General features: G+C 30.2%; 18 protein-coding genes. 1 reads left to right on the plus strand and 17 read right to left on the minus strand.

The window, feature by feature from the left end; translation table 11 throughout:
* Positions 1-113: 113 nt before the first annotated feature.
* The 6 genes from KTF99_RS07880 to KTF99_RS07905 all read right to left on the minus strand — a co-directional run bounded on the left by KTF99_RS07880 (position 114) and on the right by KTF99_RS07905 (position 7,005).
* Positions 114-818 (minus strand): ABC transporter ATP-binding protein, encoded by a 705-nt coding sequence (locus KTF99_RS07880; protein ID WP_008791541.1) that lies wholly within the window; start codon positions 816-818, stop codon positions 114-116.
* 153 nt (positions 819-971) lie between these two features.
* Positions 972-2,288: a 6-phospho-beta-glucosidase gene (locus tag KTF99_RS07885; RefSeq protein ID WP_008791540.1), complete on the minus strand. Its 1,317-nt coding sequence runs from the start codon at positions 2,286-2,288 to the stop codon at positions 972-974.
* Positions 2,275-3,024 carry a glucosamine-6-phosphate deaminase gene (gene nagB / locus KTF99_RS07890; RefSeq protein WP_003537514.1) on the minus strand — a complete coding sequence of 250 codons (750 nt, stop codon included), beginning with the start codon at positions 3,022-3,024 and terminating at the stop codon, positions 2,275-2,277. The genes KTF99_RS07885 and nagB overlap by 14 nt, the downstream gene beginning before the upstream one ends.
* 9 nt (positions 3,025-3,033) lie before the next feature.
* Positions 3,034-4,350, minus strand: coding sequence for a PTS sugar transporter subunit IIC (locus tag KTF99_RS07895; RefSeq protein ID WP_003537512.1), 1,317 nt, complete (start codon positions 4,348-4,350; stop codon positions 3,034-3,036).
* A gap of 106 nt (positions 4,351-4,456) precedes the next feature.
* Positions 4,457-5,107, minus strand: a complete 651-nt coding sequence (locus KTF99_RS07900; RefSeq protein WP_029480186.1) for a PTS lactose/cellobiose transporter subunit IIA — start codon at positions 5,105-5,107, stop codon at positions 4,457-4,459.
* 14 nt (positions 5,108-5,121) lie between these two features.
* Positions 5,122-7,005 (minus strand): BglG family transcription antiterminator, encoded by a 1,884-nt coding sequence (locus KTF99_RS07905; protein WP_254210110.1) that lies wholly within the window; start codon positions 7,003-7,005, stop codon positions 5,122-5,124.
* 152 nt (positions 7,006-7,157) lie between these two features.
* On the opposite strand from KTF99_RS07905, the gene KTF99_RS07910 reads away from it, so the two are divergent.
* On the plus strand, positions 7,158-7,727 hold the full coding sequence (locus KTF99_RS07910; RefSeq protein WP_003537507.1) for an RDD family protein: 570 nt from the start codon (positions 7,158-7,160) through the stop codon (positions 7,725-7,727).
* Positions 7,728-7,784: 57 nt separating this feature from the next.
* On the opposite strand, the gene KTF99_RS07915 is transcribed toward KTF99_RS07910, so the two are convergent.
* The 11 genes from KTF99_RS07915 to KTF99_RS07965 form a co-directional block, all read right to left on the minus strand.
* On the minus strand, positions 7,785-8,021 hold the full coding sequence (locus KTF99_RS07915) for a hypothetical protein (RefSeq protein ID WP_254210111.1): 237 nt from the start codon (positions 8,019-8,021) through the stop codon (positions 7,785-7,787).
* Positions 8,022-8,595: 574 nt separating this feature from the next.
* Entirely contained in the window at positions 8,596-8,904 is a 309-nt protein-coding gene (locus KTF99_RS07920) for a DMP19 family protein (RefSeq protein ID WP_029480190.1), read from the minus strand.
* A 315-nt stretch (positions 8,905-9,219) separates the two neighbouring features.
* Positions 9,220-9,987 (minus strand): alpha/beta fold hydrolase, encoded by a 768-nt coding sequence (locus KTF99_RS07925; RefSeq protein ID WP_009300198.1) that lies wholly within the window; start codon positions 9,985-9,987, stop codon positions 9,220-9,222.
* On the minus strand, positions 9,984-11,192 hold the full coding sequence (locus KTF99_RS07930; protein WP_008791535.1) for a radical SAM/SPASM domain-containing protein: 1,209 nt from the start codon (positions 11,190-11,192) through the stop codon (positions 9,984-9,986). Before KTF99_RS07930 ends, KTF99_RS07925 begins: the two co-directional genes overlap by 4 nt.
* Positions 11,193-11,197: 5 nt before the next feature.
* Positions 11,198-12,064 (minus strand): class I SAM-dependent methyltransferase, encoded by an 867-nt coding sequence (locus tag KTF99_RS07935; protein ID WP_029480192.1) that lies wholly within the window; start codon positions 12,062-12,064, stop codon positions 11,198-11,200.
* Complete coding sequence (locus KTF99_RS07940; protein ID WP_003537500.1) at positions 12,040-12,612, minus strand: class I SAM-dependent methyltransferase; 573 nt, start codon at positions 12,610-12,612, stop codon at positions 12,040-12,042. The genes KTF99_RS07935 and KTF99_RS07940 overlap by 25 nt, the downstream gene beginning before the upstream one ends.
* Positions 12,613-12,950: 338 nt before the next feature.
* Positions 12,951-13,784 (minus strand): histidinol-phosphatase HisJ family protein, encoded by an 834-nt coding sequence (locus KTF99_RS07945; RefSeq protein ID WP_003537499.1) that lies wholly within the window; start codon positions 13,782-13,784, stop codon positions 12,951-12,953.
* A 710-nt stretch (positions 13,785-14,494) separates the two neighbouring features.
* Positions 14,495-15,073: a histidine phosphatase family protein gene (locus KTF99_RS07950; RefSeq protein WP_003537497.1), complete on the minus strand. Its 579-nt coding sequence runs from the start codon at positions 15,071-15,073 to the stop codon at positions 14,495-14,497.
* Positions 15,074-15,086: 13 nt separating this feature from the next.
* Entirely contained in the window at positions 15,087-16,064 is a 978-nt protein-coding gene (locus tag KTF99_RS07955) for an aldo/keto reductase (RefSeq protein ID WP_003537496.1), read from the minus strand.
* A gap of 14 nt (positions 16,065-16,078) precedes the next feature.
* Positions 16,079-16,489: a cupin domain-containing protein gene (locus KTF99_RS07960; RefSeq protein ID WP_029480194.1), complete on the minus strand. Its 411-nt coding sequence runs from the start codon at positions 16,487-16,489 to the stop codon at positions 16,079-16,081.
* 17 nt (positions 16,490-16,506) lie between these two features.
* Positions 16,507-17,250: a carboxymuconolactone decarboxylase family protein gene (locus tag KTF99_RS07965; protein ID WP_003537493.1), complete on the minus strand. Its 744-nt coding sequence runs from the start codon at positions 17,248-17,250 to the stop codon at positions 16,507-16,509.
* Position 17,251 lies beyond the last annotated feature (1 nt).

The following is a 17,251-nucleotide window of genomic DNA, read 5'->3' on the forward strand; positions in this document are numbered from 1 at the left end:
TTTTATAAAGTGACATAGGTAACACTCTTCTAATAATTGGAATTTGTTTAAACATATAAATAATGCTATTAACACGATAAGTATTTTTCAAACGAAATGAAATTAGAAAGGTATCAAGCATGATCTTCATCCTTTAAAATCTTGATTATCTTTTCTTGAAAAGCATCATCATCCAGATCCTCTTTATTAATTAATGATAATTGTCCTTTATTAAGGATAACTATCTCGTCACATAAATCAACTGCCAACTCCATTATATGAGTTGAAAAAATAATAATATGCTCTTTTTTTATACTTTTTAAAAGCTTTTTCATCTCATCTGCAACAACAACATCTAATGATGTTAACGGCTCATCTAACAATAGAACATCAGGGTGTGCAATGAACTGAATCAACATCTGCATCTTATTTTTCATTCCGTGTGAAAAATCTTTTAATAAACGATCACGATCTTCTTCCAATAAATTAACCATATCAAAATATTGATCAATAGTTTTTAAATTTTTTATATTCTTAATATTGATCTCAATAAAAAACTTTAAAAATTCTCGTGCCGTTAGAAATTCCGGTACTGTTGGAGTTGATAAAACATAACCAATATCACTCATCGTTAATGGCTTACGGCCATTATCTTCAAGATAAAAATCGCCTTTATCTATTTCTAAATCTTGGTTCAAACAATTAAACAAAGTTGTTTTGCCAGCTCCATTACGACCTAATAAACCATAGATTTTTCCTTTCTCAAAGCAAAAACTGATATCTTCTAAAACTTTTTTATCTTCAAAATTCTTTTGTAGATGTTCAATAATTAGTTTCATAACTTCCCTCCCTATTTTTACTAAGTATATCATCGTTAAACTGTCATCACAATAATAAGCATAATAAAACACCTTCATGCACTTTACAAAATATTATTTATAAAACAAAAATAAGAATAAACTAACTAATAGTTTATTCTTACTTAAATTTCTTTATTTAAAAAATTGTGGTAAATACTTCTTGTGTGCTTCTAACATTTCATCGAGTATTTGTCGAGCTGTTATTTCACTTTGAACTAATGGATTAATTGCCATAGCAACTAGGGCATCATCATAATTGCCACTAACTGCCACATTGGTAGTTAAGATTTCAAATGCCTTTAATTGCTGAATTAATCCAACTACTTGAACTGGTAATTCTCCTACTGGGATAGGAACAGGTCCATCTTTAGTTATAATACTACTAACTTCAACGACTACATCATTAGGTAAGTTAGTAATTGCACCATTATTTAGTGTGTCAACTACTTGAATATCTCCTTTATCATTGTATAATGAAGAAATTAAATTGCAAGCTGCATCACTATAATAAGCTCCACCACGTTGTTCTAATTCCTTAGGCTTCACATCCAAATTTTCATCTTTATATTTCTCAAATAGTTCTTTTTCAACCTTCTTCACAACTTGAGCACGACATTGATGTTTAGCTGCATCCTCTTGACAATGTTCCAGCATTTGCTGTTTTTGTAAATAATAGCGTAAATATCCAATCCCTAAATAACCATAGCTATTTAAAAATTCATTGCTCCATGGTAAATCAACAATATTTTTTAAAGATTCTTTATTTCCATCATTTATCATCGTATCAATCAAATTACGATTAGCATTTTTACCGTTTAATTGAATATCTAATGCATAGATCATATGATTAATTCCACCAATTTTAACATCTAAATGGTCTTCTTCTTTAACTTTTAAAATTTTTTCAATGTCTTTGATCATATTTACAGGTCCATTACATAACCCAATAAATTTTTTCCAGCCAGTATGTCTAAACACTGCTTCAGCATTGATTCCAGAAGGATTTGTAAAAGAAATGATCCAAGCATTTGGACACAATTCTTCACAGTCTTTAATAATTTCAAAAATAACCGGAATAGTTCTTAATGCTTTGAACATTCCACCTGGACCATTTGTCTCTTGACCAATCACTCCATATTTTAGGGGAATCAACTCATCTTTTTCTCTAGCATCTAATTGTCCGACTCTAAACTGAGTTGTTACAAAATCAGCATCTTTTAGTGCTTCACGACGATTTAAAGTCAAATGCACTTCCATATCAAGTCCAGCTTTTTTTATCATTCGTTTAGCCAGATTACCAACAATTTCTAATTTTTCTTTTCCCTCTTCAATATCTACTAACCATAATTCTTTAACTGGTAATTCTGCATATCTTTTAATAAATCCTTCTACTAATTCTGGAGTATAACTGCTGCCTCCTCCAATTGTAACGATTTTAACGCCTTTCATAAGTTTCCTCCTTCAAATTGGCTGCTGCACATTGATCTAATACTACAATTACATTATTGTGTGTTTGAATTATAGAGCTAGGAAAGTCTTCACTAACTGGACCATATAACATTCTTTCCACTAATTTAGCTTTTTTATTTCCTTTGGCAATCATAATTAGTTGTCTTGCCTTCATAATCGTTTTGATTCCTTGCGTAACTCCTTGCGTTGGAACATCTTCAATTTTTGTAAAACCATAATCCAATGAACTTTGAATTGACTCGGGGTGTAAATCAACAACATGACTTTCACTATCAAATGAACTACCTGGTTCATTATAAGCAATATGACCATCCATTCCTATTCCCAATATTTGAATATCGATAGGATTATTAATGATCAATTGATCGTATTCTTTACATTCTTTTGTCATATCTTTAGCATTTCCATTTAAAGAATAAATATTTTCTTCTTTAATATTAATTTTACTGAAAAGATAATCTTTCATTGCTCTTGCAAAGCTTTGAGGATGATCTTTTTCAATCCCAACATATTCATCAAGATTAAAGGCTCTAACTTTTGAAAAATCTGTTTTTCCACTTTGGTATGAATCAATTAAATAGTCGTATGCTCCTAATGGTGTAGACCCCGTGGCAAAACCAATCACTGGAGCATCATTATCTTGAATAAATGTACTAATTTGCTGTCCAACATATGTATCAACATCTTGTTCGGTTTTAAATACATAAACTTGCATAAAGTCCTCCTATTCTTGTAGCAATTCTTTTTTCTTAGCATTTTTTAATAAATCACGATCTAACACTTTTACAAATGGGAAATAAATAGCAGTAGCAACAGCAAAATTGACAATTTGAAGAATCAATGCGTTCCATCCCCCTGCTATCCAGCCAGAAATAAATACTGGTGTTGTCCAAGGAATCTCAATCCCCTGTAATAATGGTACAAGACCTAAACTCATTGCCAGATATGTCGTAACACATAAAACTATTGGTACTATTACAAATGGTATCATCATTATAGGGTTTAAGACAATAGGTATCCCAAAAATAACCGGTTCATTAATATTAAATATAGCAGCTGGTCCAGATAACTTAGCAACTGTCTTTAATTCTGGACTCTTTGCCCCAAACCAAATAGAAACAAGCAATGATAATGTTGCTCCAGTTCCTCCTGCAATTAAATATACATCTCTAAATTGTTGACAAATAATATTAATTGGCTCTTTACCAGCTTGGACTAGAGCTAGATTTTCTGCTGATAAACCGCGCCAAATTGGACCCATAATAGCACTAACGACGTTATCACCATGAACTCCGAAGCACCAAAATAAACCAATTAGCCCCTCACTGATCATCTGTGATGGCAATGAATTTCCTAGTGCAGATAACGGCTGTTGTAAACATTGATAAATTAAATCAAATACAGTTGCATATGGTGTATATTCAAAAATAACTTTAATTAAAAATACTACTGTTAAGATAATTGCCGCAGGAATTAATGAAGAAAATGAGCGACTTACAGCCGGCGGAACAGAATCAGGCATTTTAATTACCCATCCTCTTTCTTTGATCCAATGATAACTCTCAACTGTCAAAATAGTACAAATCATTGCAACAAACAAACCTGCAGCTCCAAGATATCCCATAGGAATAACTCCCCCTGAAGTGACTGTTTCACCAGCTTCAGTTGTCAATGTAATTGTAAAATTATTTAACAATAAAAACGTAATAATTGGTAAAATCAATGCACTTGTATCTTTAATATGATGATATTCTAACAATGATTTAGCAATTCCAATAATTACAAGCAGTGCCATAATATTAAAAGTCGGTTCTAACAAATAACCCAACTTAGCAATATTTTCAGCACCAAAAATACTTCCTAAAAAATTATTTAAAGCTTCCGAAGGTAAATTTGATAACAACAAGAATATTGAACCAATGATTAAAAAAGGCATGATGCTCGTGAAGCCCTCACGAATTGCACTTAAATAACGGTTTTGTTCAACCTTCTCAGCAATTGGCATTAGAGTTTTCTCTAACATTTGTGTAAATCTATCCATAATAGTTTCCTCCCTTTCTTTACAATTACATTATATTATTTATAAATGAAAGTTACCTTACACATAATTTCGCTATACTTAGAGCAATTCTATGCAAACTCTGGCTCTAATGCTTGATTTTCATAAATAATTCTTTTGCTTGATTATAAATTTTTTGGCCATCCAACTTCCCATATGCTTTCATATCGATTAGTCCTACTATTTGTGTACGCAGCGTCATCATTCGTTCAATTACAGGCATTCGATAACGGATCTGTGGACTCACCAAAACAACATCATAATCACCTATCACACCTACTAGTTCTTCAAATGATGATGATTCAATATAATCCCCTTCATCAGCATATAAATACATTGTTTGTACTAACAAACTTGTTGACATCCCCTGTCCGCATACAAGCAATACTCGCATATTTTTTTGTTTTTGAAAATTTTCTATACCTAAATATGTTTTTATTTCTTGAACTTGCTCATAAAGACTAATAATTTCTTTTGCCATTTCTAATTGTGTTTGTGCCCCACAAAGATGATCTTGAGCATGAACTAAAAGCATATTTGGATTAAAATGGTCTACTTTTGCACTTTTAGCTAACAATTTTGATTGAATTTTATGCGCTAATAATAACTCTTCTTGAGCCTCGTTCATTTTAAAATCTGCTTCTTGAATATTCCCCTGACGAGCATATTCAATTGCTTCCATCGAAGATGATTTAGAATTTCCAGAATGTAAAATTAATTCAAAACTTGTTTCATTCATCTTTTCTCTCCCCCTTATCCAATCAGTTTTCCTAAATTTTTTGTAAAAGTTTGATAATCACCTCTACAAATAACATCTTGAACACTTTGCTGATCCATCATAAATTTTGAAATACACTCAAATAATACTCTTAAATCTTTTTGATTTCCTTTTTCAACACAAATCAAAAAAATCAATTGTGTCTTTTGCTTCGACCATACGATCGGTTTATCTAAAATAGCGGTAATAACAATCGTTTTTTGAGAAATCAAATGATCAGGATGCGGTAAAGCAATCAGCTGTCCATATGCCGTACTGCCTAATTCCTCGCGACGAATACATGATTGAAACAAGTCTTCTTCAAACTCATTATATTTATTTGCAACTTCACACATCAATTGAATAACTTCTTTTTGATTTTTGGCATCAATCATGCCCATAAAATACTCCTCTTTAAAATACTTTAATAATTCACCTGCTTCACTTTGACCTTGTAAAGAATTTTTTATTCTTTGAATATCTTTTTGATCAATAAAAAAATTTATTCTTAAAGCTCGTTTAGGAATCAGTGGATGATTCAAAAATGTTGCAAAAATACAGTCATAATCATCTAAATTATATTGTGGTATCTCTAACGCATTGATAATCTCTAAATCACTGATCATTTCATTAAACTCTTTTAAAAAAGTATGTTGAATCATTAAATAATCGCCTCTACGAGCATTACAAATTATTAAGACTTTTTTAGGATTAATTTTATTTTCTTTTTTTGAAAGCGATAAAGAAAAATGCACTGCTAAATAACCTACCTCATCACTGCTTAGTTGATAATGTTTTTGTTCACTGATATACGATGCCGCAATAACTGCCACATCATACGCTAAAGGATAATTCGCCTGAATATCTTGAATCATTGTATTTTGTAATTGCATTTGGCTTTCTAGCCGAACTAATAAGGGCACCAGATGTAAAGCCAATGAAATCTTCAATTCAACATCACCATAAAAATCAATATCAGTTTTAATCTTAATTTCCTCCAACATGCCATTAACAAAATAATCGATTTCTTTGCTGATTAAATCATTTTCTTCATAACTACGCTTTCCAAGTAGATGAATTGCTAAAAAAGATATTTCATTTTCAGTAACAATAAAATGATATATTGAAGCTAATTCATCCAAAATTTTTTTGGCAATTACATGCTCATGCCCATATTGCCTTGCCATTTGTGGATTATCAATGTATATTCCATGCTGCATTCGTTGAATTGAAACACATATGTGTAAAACCAAGTTTTGTAAGACCACATCGCTAATCCGATATTTTGCTTTCATCAGACTATCAACAACTATATCACTTATAGTAGCTAGCCATTCCTTTTTAATTGTTGAATGTCCTAATTGCAATTCTAATTGCTCTTTAATAATACAATCTCTTTTATCCTTCTCTAAGCCAACAACAATCATGCCATAATTAGGCTTATGTTCTATTTTTAATTGATATTTTTCGAGAACTCTCTTGACTATCTTTAAATCACTTGAAACACTGGATCGTGAAACATACATTTGACTAGCCAAATCATCCGCTTTAACAAAATGATTATCAGATAATAATGTACTTAAAATATATGTAATTCGATAACCCTGATTATTAAAATCTTTTTTATCATCACTTTCTAATAATAACTGTTTAAAATCATTATATTCTTGTTGATCATGGATAATCAGATTATATCCTTTGCTTGTCATTGAAATAATTTCTAGTTGATATTTTTCTAAAATTATTTTCATCTCTTTTACTGTATTTTGTAATGTTTTCAAACTACAATTTACTTTATTAGCTAATTCAATCCCTTTAATAAAACTATTTTTATTCTCATCTAAGCATAAAAATAGTTGTTTCTGTCGTTCATTTAGCATCATAATCTCTCCTTATCCATAATAAATATACTCTATTAATAATTATTTGTCCTTGCAGTCTTTTCGCCAAGCTTAGAGTAATTTTCTGTAAGGATATTTTAAAAGAATTGTCTATACTAAAATTATAAGAAGATTCTTAAGGAGCGTCAATCATGAAAAGAATATTTAACCATTCATCAGTACATAATCACCAAGCACCATTTGTTAAACGACTAATTGCATATTTTATTGACTGGTATATCATCAGTGTCATGACAATTTTACCTATAAACTTAATTTATAGCATTATCTATCATCAAAAGAATTTTACTAGTTCAATTGTCAATCTTCCTCTAATTCCCGCAATTAGTGCATTTTTAATAGGCTTACTGCTCTCTTTACTATATTTAGTTTATTTTCCTTACAAATATAATGGTCAAACAATTGGTAAAAAAATCTTTGGTTTAAAAATTGTTAAGAATAATGAAATTAATATTGATTTAAAAACTTTATTAATTAGAAATGGAGTTGGATTAATTTTAATTGAAGGTACATTTTATAGCTGCTCAATCTATTTTTGGGAACTGATAAACATTATCTTTGAAGCATCAATAGCTTCATTTGCATTATCAATTTTAGGAATAGTATCGTTTATTTCAATGTTTATGAGCCTCCTTAATTCTAATCATCGTATGTTGCATGATTATCTTTCAAAAACTAGTGTGGTCACGGTTCATAAATAACAAAAATGGTAGCAAGTTTATTTACAAACTTGCTACCATTTCTTATTTTGAAAATGATTAAAAATCAAATTCATCCGCCCATGCAAAATAAGCCGATTCTTCAAGATTTGGTGTATATGGATTGATATCAATATAAGGGATACTAACTATCTCTGTTTGATAATCTATTGCGATGACTTCTACAACACTTAAAGCAATTGGATCTTGAAATCTTATACTGAGAATTTTTTGTAACCAATTTACTAATGATAAATAAGTATCAGCAATATTAGAAAAATCTCCATATATCACCATACAAGCCATTATTTCAACAGCTGAGGTGTATCGAAATTTAAAAAGCTTCTCGATAGTGACAGCTTTTCTAATTGATACTCACAATTCTACATCAACATCATATTCACGGTAATCTTCATCATAATAAATTGAAAAATATTTTGCTGAAACATCTCTTCTATGCTCAGCAGTAAAGTTTAATAATTCTTCCTACAACTTACTTTCAGCATAATAATCAGAAATTATTTTTCTAAATGAAAGTACAAAATAACTTGGAGTTTATTTTATTAGAACATTATAATTCATCCCATTTTTATTACCTAATAATTCTTTTTTTGCTAATTCGATTTTTTAATTTTACTTGTTCCTCCAATATATTTTTGCTCCAGTTATTCAATAATAAACTGATTTCCTTGGTTATTTAAAACAAGTGCTATCTCTGTTAATTAAATCCACTACCTTACAAATATATAATTTTATTTAAGCGAAGAATTTGTTCACTTGAATACATGGCGCGATATCCAGTTGTTTAATCAACTGCAGCCAGTTTTAAAAGTCCCATTTCATCATAATATCTTAACATTCTAACAGTAGCCTATGTTAATTTAGAAAACGCTCCAATTTTAAACATGATTTCATCCATCTTTACAATATTTTCTTCTGTGTATTTATCAATAAAATCAAAATATTCTATTTCATGATCAGCATAATACTGTTCATCAATTTGATCTAATTGATTACTGATTTCTTGATTTGAGTACATCTCGATTCGTTTATTTGGATAGATATTAATTGCAGCTTGTAAATAATCTTTACTTATCGTTAGTTCCAAATCTCTAAAAGCTTCAAGCGTAAAATCAGAATGATGATAATAATTTGAAATAAACTGCTCAACTCCCCCCACATTCTACTTCCATATGAAAATTATAGAGAAACCAAAAATTTTGCTCTACCAGAGTACAATCATTAAACCGTTCACCATAATTAGATTTTTCGTCAATTAATGTAAAGAGATTAAATAATCTTTCTTCCCCCTCTTGAACTATAATTTCTGTGATTGACAAATCAGGATTATAACCATTAAGTAGATAATTAAATAATTCTCCATCTTCATTAGATAATCAAGGCTTATTTAATAAAAAATAACCAATCCCTAATAGACATATGACTATTCCCATAATAATTGTTTTCTTCTGCATTATTTCTTCCCTTCCAGCCTTTATATCACTATTCTATTCATAGTCTCATCAAGAAACAAAAAATGACCTCTGCCTTGACACAAATGGAGTTCTACAAATGAAAACTGTGATAAGATTTGCGCAGTTTTTCGAATATTTTTAAAACTGGCTTGACTATAAATTATATTAACTGGGCAGTTGATTTGTTGACATCGCTTAATATGATTTTGTTTTTCATACTCATTCATAAGCTTTAAATAAAATGAATTAACAGTACGATTCCATTCCCTTGACGATATTCTTATTCGTTCTGATGAACTAATGTTTTTGAATTTCGTACAACATTCTAATATTTTAAATAACTTAATCTGCTTTTGAAATATTCGATAGCCGCTGCAGTATCCTGGCAACAGTGTCAACCATAACCATTTCGGTAAATAAATCATTGTTTCTATCAAAATTAAACGCTCAATAAAATATGGATTACGAATCGCAAAATCAAGTGCAAATGCACCCCCTAAACAATATCCAACAATAGTACAAGATTTGATATTTTCGCACTTCACTAATTTTAATACCAGCTGATTAAATACTACCATATTAAAATTCTTTGTTTCTATCGAAGAATCCCCATATCCGCATAAATCAACTAAAACCAAAGAATAATTTTTTAATAAATGTTGCAGTTGATCTGTTTTATACATTTCTCTAGTCATATTCATTCCATGAAAACAAATACAGACTGGTTTATTTAAATTTTCAATTTCATAGCAAAGAATATTTCCTAAATAAGTCACTTGCTTTCTCATTTTTTATAACCTCGCATTAGTTTATAAAATCGAGGTAATTGTTTACAAATATCACAATTTTTAGCAATACATTGACAATGCGGGCCATTTATTGCTTTTGACATTTTTACCCAAATATATTGAATATTTTCATTCAACACATTTCCAAATGTCGGCTCAATAAAGTCACAGGGACCAAAATTACCATGTCCATCAATATATGAATGCTGTACTCCAGCTCCACAGCCAAATTGTTCTGCACTTTCAAAATATGGAAAGACACTGGCTTTAGGATATCGAGAATCTCTATTTAATGTAATATGCAATTGCTTTAATTGTTCTTTTTCGTTATCAGTTAGAACTTCTTCCAATTTGTTTTTTAAAGCACCACAAGGTAAGGGCTCCATGATTCGCATTTCATCTATTTCTAATTTTTTTAAATACAGTGCCAGCTTTAAAATTCCTCCATTAATCAGTAATTCTCGTGTACATACCGTTTGACTCATTGTATAAAGCCCTGCCTTTTTAGCATTTTTAATAGCTTCAACAGCATAATCGTAAGCATGATCATTATGGCGCATTCCATTATGTCTTTGGGCATCTAAAGAATCGAGACTTATTGCAATACCAAATAACCCCGCTTCTTTTAAAGCCAGAGCACGTTGATAAGTTAATTTATATCCGGTTGTAAAAATATAACTAACACTACGTTCATCAATACTTGCAATAAGCTCCTCTAAATCTTCACGCAATAAAGGTTCACCACCTGTAAAACCAATAATTGCTACACCTAATCTTTGTAATTGGGCAATGATTTTTTTTAATTCTAAAGTCGAAAATTGACTATTTGATGTGGCATCTTTCATAAACTTAGATGCACTGCAATGCCAGCAATGGTACATACATTTATCTGTAACAGCAATATATGTAGAAATCGGAGCCAGCCGAATCCCTTCAGTGTGATTAACAAAAAAATTTTTTCCTTTACCAGGAACCATCTTAACTACTGTCCTAAAAGCTTCAGTATTAATCGGTGGAATAAATGAATTCACTAAATAATAACCATCATGCTGGACTAAATGATCATTTATAATTATATTTAATCCACATTTTACCATATTTCTAACCTTATAATCTTCATGCTTGCGAAATTGGCAATGCAAATTTAAAAATGTTTTAATAATGTGAGGATTGATACACATTTTAATAATCATCCGTTTGTTCACTCAGGTCACCCCTTCTTAAATATTCCCATCACGAAATGATGAGTAATGCATGGTTTAGTAAAAAACTTCTGCAGCTGCTCAACAAGAGTATTAAAAATTTTTTCATTTTTCAAATCCAACATTGCATCATAACCAGCCAAAGCACCTGTTGAGGTAACAAATTTTGCGGCCCGATTCCAATCTGTGAAATAAAATTCTTGTTTTTTTGAAGTTACTCGACAATTTTTTAATCCCGCTTTTTTAGCCCAACGTTCCAATTGCTGCGCATTGTTTGGCATTGGTAAATCAAACATTAATTTATTAATTGAGCCTACATATTCAATTAATAATTTTGGATAAATTTTTCGAATTTGTGGCAATGTTTGCTGATCATTTACTAAGATATACAAATATCCCCCATTTTTTAATAACCGCTGACATTGATTTAATACTTTTTGTAGTTGTTCGTACATCAATGCCCAAGTACATACGATTGCATCATAGCAACAACTTTCTTGTACTGTTAAAAATTCAAGCATTCCTTTACACACTTTATTAATGCTTGAATTCTGACATTGTTTTAACATTTGCTTTGAAATATCCACAAGATCAATTGAATAATCATTATATTCTTGGATAAAATTTGAATTATAACCAGTTCCTCCAGCCAAGTCTAGAATACGGCCTTTAGAAATATGTTTGATTAGATGATTTAAAAGAATATCATTATATGTATGCATTATTTTTAAATATTCTTGCTGATAAGTTTTACTAACCAGATCATAAGAATTGCCAATATCACTTCTAGTCACAATTTTTCTTGTTATAAATAAATATCCTACCTTTATTCCTAAATGGAATAAACTAATTATTTTTCTTTTTTTAACATGCATATATAGTCCCACTTTCCTTGATGTAGAAATACTATATTCAGCTTATTTTGAAGCGAAAAATCAACCAATTGTTCAGGTTTGACTGGTTTTATTTTTTCAAAACAACAACGTTCAAAAAGAAAAAGTAATTTTATTCTAAATGCTCTTTGATTAAAATCATGAATCAAAATAAAACCGTTATTATTTAGATAATTTAGCATCAATTTAAGACATTTTTCTTGATTCATTAAATGATGTAAACAATCTCGACAAATGATAACATCGACTTTATTTATTGGAAGACCTTTTTGTATCGATGCATGAATTAATTTTACATTAGTGTTTTTCTTTTTAGCTTCTTTAAGCATTGATAAACTAGAATCCACAATTGTGACTTGATGACCAGCAGCTTGTAAATCAGCGGCTAGTGTTCCACTTCCTCCGCCAACATCCAAAATATGATATTGCCCCTTCGATAATTTGTGTTCAATAACACTTGTATCATCTAAATGAAACAAGCGCATAAAATGATCATATATCTTTGCATAACTATCAAATAAATAGCTCATAATTATCACCCTTTATTTCATTATATTATATATAATTAGTTATAGCTAATAAAAAAGATACCTAGTAAAGTGAACCCAAGTATTTTATCCAATTATCAGATCATGATAACAGAGCAGCTTTCAAAGCATAATTAAACTTCTTCCAATATAAACTGCTAATTTGGAGATTTTCTCTTTGAGCATTAGTTAATTTCATCAATAACTAAAAATCTCTCTAAAACTTTTATTTTATATGCGGTAACCCATCTTTATTTCTTTCTATAGCTTAAATTATTTAGATTATCACCATTATTTTAAAATAAAATTAATATAAAAATGGACTATTAAAAATCCATTTTCTACAATTTATGAAAAATTGGTTTCATTTGTTTAAAAGTACAAAATTCTTTAAAGCCAATCTTTTTTAAATCCTTTTTCATCGTTTCAATATGAGCACCTAGATGAACTTTTTCGTGACTATCACTACCTATTGTAATAATTCTTCCCCCAAGATCGTAATATAGCTGAAAAATATCACGTGATGGCATTAAATCATCAAGACCATATCTAACTGAAGATGTATTTAATTCAATTCCCTTTCCATCTTCAATAATATATTTAAGTATCCTAGTGATTATCTCCTTGTGTTCATTGAAGGCATCATAACCATCTTTATCATCATAACGTTTAATTAAATCCATATGTCCCAAAACACTGTAATCATGATAGTTTCTTACAACATCATACATTTCTTGGTAGTATCTTTGATAATATTCAGCCTCACTTAGTCCAGCTTGAAAATCATTAGTCCAAAACTCTTTATTTTCAACTTGATGAATTGAAAGAATAATAAAATCAAATGGATATTTATTAAAAAGTTTTTGAAATTTATCAATAGTATGCATTTGTATTCCAAATTCCATTCCTTTTTTTATCGTAATTTGGTTACAATATTTCTCTGTTAAAGAATCAATTTTTTGAAAATACTGTGGATAATTGACATTGGCAATAGTCTTTTCATTCTCTTTAATTATTAAATTTGGATCATCCCAATCTAATTTGATTCCATAATCAACATGATCTGTAAAACATATTTCTTTAATACCTAAAACGATTGCATCCCTAATAACATCCTCCATTAGATAGCAAGAATCATCGCTATACTCTGTATGTACATGATAATCACAAAACATTTTCAAGCTCCCTTCTATTAATGACTAAATTATAACAGTTATCCTATCTTTTTTGTTACTATACCAAATTTTGAAAAAATTTTTTCTATTCTTCTAACTACTTTAATCAAAAAGCTGCAAAAATATTCCATAATGTTTAAAGAGTCTATAATCTGTTCCCATTTTTTGTATAATAAGCACAATGATAGATAAAGGAGTGAGATAATATGAATAACTTTTTAAAACAAGTAAACTATTTGGTTATGTATCAGTGGGCAAAAGATAAATTTCCAAATGAATATTATGAAAACAATGAAAGATTTTAGATGTATTGATAATACTTGAAAAAAGTTTTAATTTATTGCAGCTAGGGATTTACTTCTTCTTTTTTGCTTACAACATACAAAAATTCCTTGATTTAAATCAAGGAAAACTAAAAATAGAATCTGTTGATATTAACACTCTAAATAAAAATATTAATAACAAAGATGATTTGATTCTTTTATTACCACTTATCAATCGCTGTAAAGCTAACTTAAAAATAAATTTATTACTAACATAATTTCCATTCTAAACAGTGAGCATACTTGCAATAAATATCCCAACGTTTTATCTATCATTAATAAAGATACTTAAGATGAAAATATTGTTGGTTAGCAATACAGGAATGACAGTTAACCTACTTGCTGTGCAAATGAAAAAATATCCACTTCATAATGAAGTGGATATTTTTAATTATATTTGTGTCTAATTACTTCTTCCAACTTAAATACTCCATCATTAAATTGATAAACAAAAATACAGCAATTTCCAAACCCTTTATTTAATTCTTCAGTTGGATCTTGAATTGCTCTTAAAAAGTTAAAGCAAGCTCCACTATGGCTAACAGCTAAAACATTAAAATGATCATCTCGTTCCATAATATTTGTCAATGTCTGCATCATTCGATCTCTAACTGTATTTGAAGACTCTCCACCATATTGTAAATAGAAAGTTTCGCAATCCTTTGGTGTCAAGTGACAATTTAACCTTTCACTCTCACCTTCTAATTGACCATAAAAATTTTCTTTTAACCCTTTTAAACGCGTATACGGCATATCTGTAACTAATTCTAAGGTATCACTACATCTCTCACTAGTAGAACAATAGGCATGATCAAAAGTAATTTGATGATCTTTAAAATATTGTCCGGCTACTTTAGCTTGATACTGCCCCAACTCTGTTAATGGCGAATCACACCAGCCTTGAATTTTATTTTGAAGATTAAATAGTGTTTGTCCATGACGCATTAAATATAATTTTTTCACCATTTTTTCATCCTTTCTAATTATGTCCCATAATTACATGAGGCTGATAGCATTCTTCTAAATATTCTATATCTTCTTGTGTTAGTTTAACTGTTAAAGCACCCGCAAAATCGTCTAAATATTTTTCTTTTGTAATCCCTACAATTGGTGCAGTCACGCCTTTAGCCCATAACCATGCAACAGCAACTTGAGATTTAGTGACTTGATATTTATCTGCAATTTCAGCAACTCTTTCAACAATTTTTCGATCTGTATCTACAGTACTATCATATTTTCGTTTTGCAACCAAATCTTCTTGAGCTCTTTTTGAATCTGAATTCCAATCACGAGTTAATCGTCCTGCCGCTAGTGGACTATAAGGCACCAAAGCTACTTTCATATCTTTGCATAAAGGAATCATTTCTCGCTCTTCTTCACGATATAATAAATTATAATGACCCTGCATTACAGAAAATTTAGTCCATCCATTTTTTTCTGCAAGATACTGTGCTTTTTGAAATTGCCAGGCATACATCGATGAAGCACCTAAATAATGAACCTTTCCTGCTCTAACCAAATCATTTAGAGCACACATCGTTTCTTCAATTGGAGTATTATAATCCCAGCGATGAATATAAAGTAAATCAATATAATCGGTTCCCAATCTTTTTAAACATTGTTCAACTTCATGCAAAATTGCTTTTCGCGATAATCCTTTCCCATTTGGTCCTTCATGCATTTGACCGCTTACTTTTGTAGCGATTACAATTTCTTCCCGTTTAGCATACTCCTGAAGCGCTCGTCCTAAAATTTCTTCACTGGCCCCTAATCCATAAACATTAGCAGTATCAAAAAAATTGATTCCTAAATCTAATGCTTTTTTTATAATCTTACGAGAATCAGTTTCATTCAGTACCCAACTATGGATCCAACGTTGAGGATCCCCGAAACTCATACAACCTAAACATATTTTAGATACTTCTAAACCTGTATTTCCTAATTTTACATATTCCATTGTCTTATCTCCTTTTATAATTTTTCATATTCTTCATCTGTAACTAGTTCACACCACTCATTAGAAGCATCCTTAGCCGGCACTTCAACAGCTAAATGACTAAACCAGCTATCCTTTACTGCTCCATGCCAATGTTTTATCTCAGGTGGAATATTTACAATATCACCTGGTTTTAAACATTGTACTGGTTTTCCCCACTCTTGATAATAACCTTTTCCACCAGTAACGATTAAGATTTGACCACCTTTATGATGAATATGCCAATTATTACGACAACCGGGTTCAAATGTGACATTGACAACACCAACTCCTTCTGTTGTTAGATGTTTCAAATAACTTTGACCAATAAAATATTTTGCATACGCATCATTAGGTTCTCCTAATTCAAATACTGCAGATGGTCCTAAACTTTCTTCACGATTCATTTTACATTCCTCCATTTTTATTTCTTAGTTATTTCATTAATAATTGCAATTGCATTTAATGTTCTTGGAAATCCTATATACGGTTGACATTGAGTGATTGTTTCAATTAAAGTATCACGATTATTTCCAACTGTTAGATTTGCCCCAACATGAGCTCGCAATTGATTCTCACAACCTCCTAAAGTAGCTAACATCACCATTGTAATCAATTCTCTTGTTGGTAAATCCAAACCATTTCTTGTATAAAAATCTCCAAAACAGTATTCAGATAAATAATTTTGAATGTGCTTTAATTCCTTTGGAGCATGGTCGTGACCTGCTTGAATATGCTCTTGTCCAAATGCAGCACTTTGAACTGCAAATCCCTTTTCAAATCTATTATCACCTTGTACCGTTGCTTGTGGTAATAGTGGTAAACTAATATTTTTCTCTTCAAAAACAAGATTAACTATTTCTAATGCTTCTTCTACTTTGCCTAATCCTATATAGGGAGTGCATTGATATACTGCTTCTTTAATTTCTACAGGTGTTACTCCGACACTCAAGCCACTTGTCACATGTTCCTTTAAAGCCTTTAAAGTATGATTGGTAGTATTAACGACAATTAAAATAAGCTCTCTTAATTTAAAATCAAGGTTACCATGGTGATAGACATCCCCATAAAGATAATTAATCATAATTTCCCGAAGTTCTGGATCCTTTACTAAAAAATCCTTTCCATCATTTAAATCACTAAATAACTGTTCTGCTTTCTTATTCATA

It is taken from the genome of Erysipelatoclostridium sp. MSK.7.34, assembly GCF_019041935.1.
In the GTDB taxonomy this organism is placed as follows: domain Bacteria; phylum Bacillota_I; class Bacilli_A; order Erysipelotrichales; family Coprobacillaceae; genus Thomasclavelia; species Thomasclavelia ramosa.

Bases quoted from the DNA above. Each gene is read 5' to 3' on its own strand.
- KTF99_RS07940 (WP_003537500.1), bottom strand. From the start codon at position 12,612: ATGAGCTATTTATTTGATAGTTATGCAAAGATATATGATCATTTTATG.
- KTF99_RS07955 (WP_003537496.1), bottom strand. From the start codon at position 16,064: ATGGAATATGTAAAATTAGGAAATACAGGTTTAGAAGTATCTAAAATA.
- KTF99_RS07965 (WP_003537493.1), bottom strand. From the start codon at position 17,250: ATGAATAAGAAAGCAGAACAGTTATTTAGTGATTTAAATGATGGAAAG.
- KTF99_RS07900 (WP_029480186.1), bottom strand. From the start codon at position 5,107: ATGAATGAAACAAGTTTTGAATTAATTTTACATTCTGGAAATTCTAAA.
- KTF99_RS07895 (WP_003537512.1), bottom strand. From the start codon at position 4,350: ATGGATAGATTTACACAAATGTTAGAGAAAACTCTAATGCCAATTGCT.
- KTF99_RS07950 (WP_003537497.1), bottom strand. From the start codon at position 15,073: ATGGTGAAAAAATTATATTTAATGCGTCATGGACAAACACTATTTAAT.
- KTF99_RS07910 (WP_003537507.1), top strand. From the start codon at position 7,158: ATGAAAAGAATATTTAACCATTCATCAGTACATAATCACCAAGCACCA.
- KTF99_RS07925 (WP_009300198.1), bottom strand. From the start codon at position 9,987: ATGAGAAAGCAAGTGACTTATTTAGGAAATATTCTTTGCTATGAAATT.
- KTF99_RS07960 (WP_029480194.1), bottom strand. From the start codon at position 16,489: ATGAATCGTGAAGAAAGTTTAGGACCATCTGCAGTATTTGAATTAGGA.
- KTF99_RS07935 (WP_029480192.1), bottom strand. From the start codon at position 12,064: ATGCATGTTAAAAAAAGAAAAATAATTAGTTTATTCCATTTAGGAATA.
- KTF99_RS07905 (WP_254210110.1), bottom strand. From the start codon at position 7,005: ATGCTAAATGAACGACAGAAACAACTATTTTTATGCTTAGATGAGAAT.
- KTF99_RS07945 (WP_003537499.1), bottom strand. From the start codon at position 13,784: ATGTTTTGTGATTATCATGTACATACAGAGTATAGCGATGATTCTTGC.
- nagB (WP_003537514.1), bottom strand. From the start codon at position 3,024: ATGCAAGTTTATGTATTTAAAACCGAACAAGATGTTGATACATATGTT.
- KTF99_RS07915 (WP_254210111.1), bottom strand. From the start codon at position 8,021: ATGGTGATATATGGAGATTTTTCTAATATTGCTGATACTTATTTATCA.
- KTF99_RS07880 (WP_008791541.1), bottom strand. From the start codon at position 818: ATGAAACTAATTATTGAACATCTACAAAAGAATTTTGAAGATAAAAAA.
- KTF99_RS07885 (WP_008791540.1), bottom strand. From the start codon at position 2,288: ATGAAAGGCGTTAAAATCGTTACAATTGGAGGAGGCAGCAGTTATACT.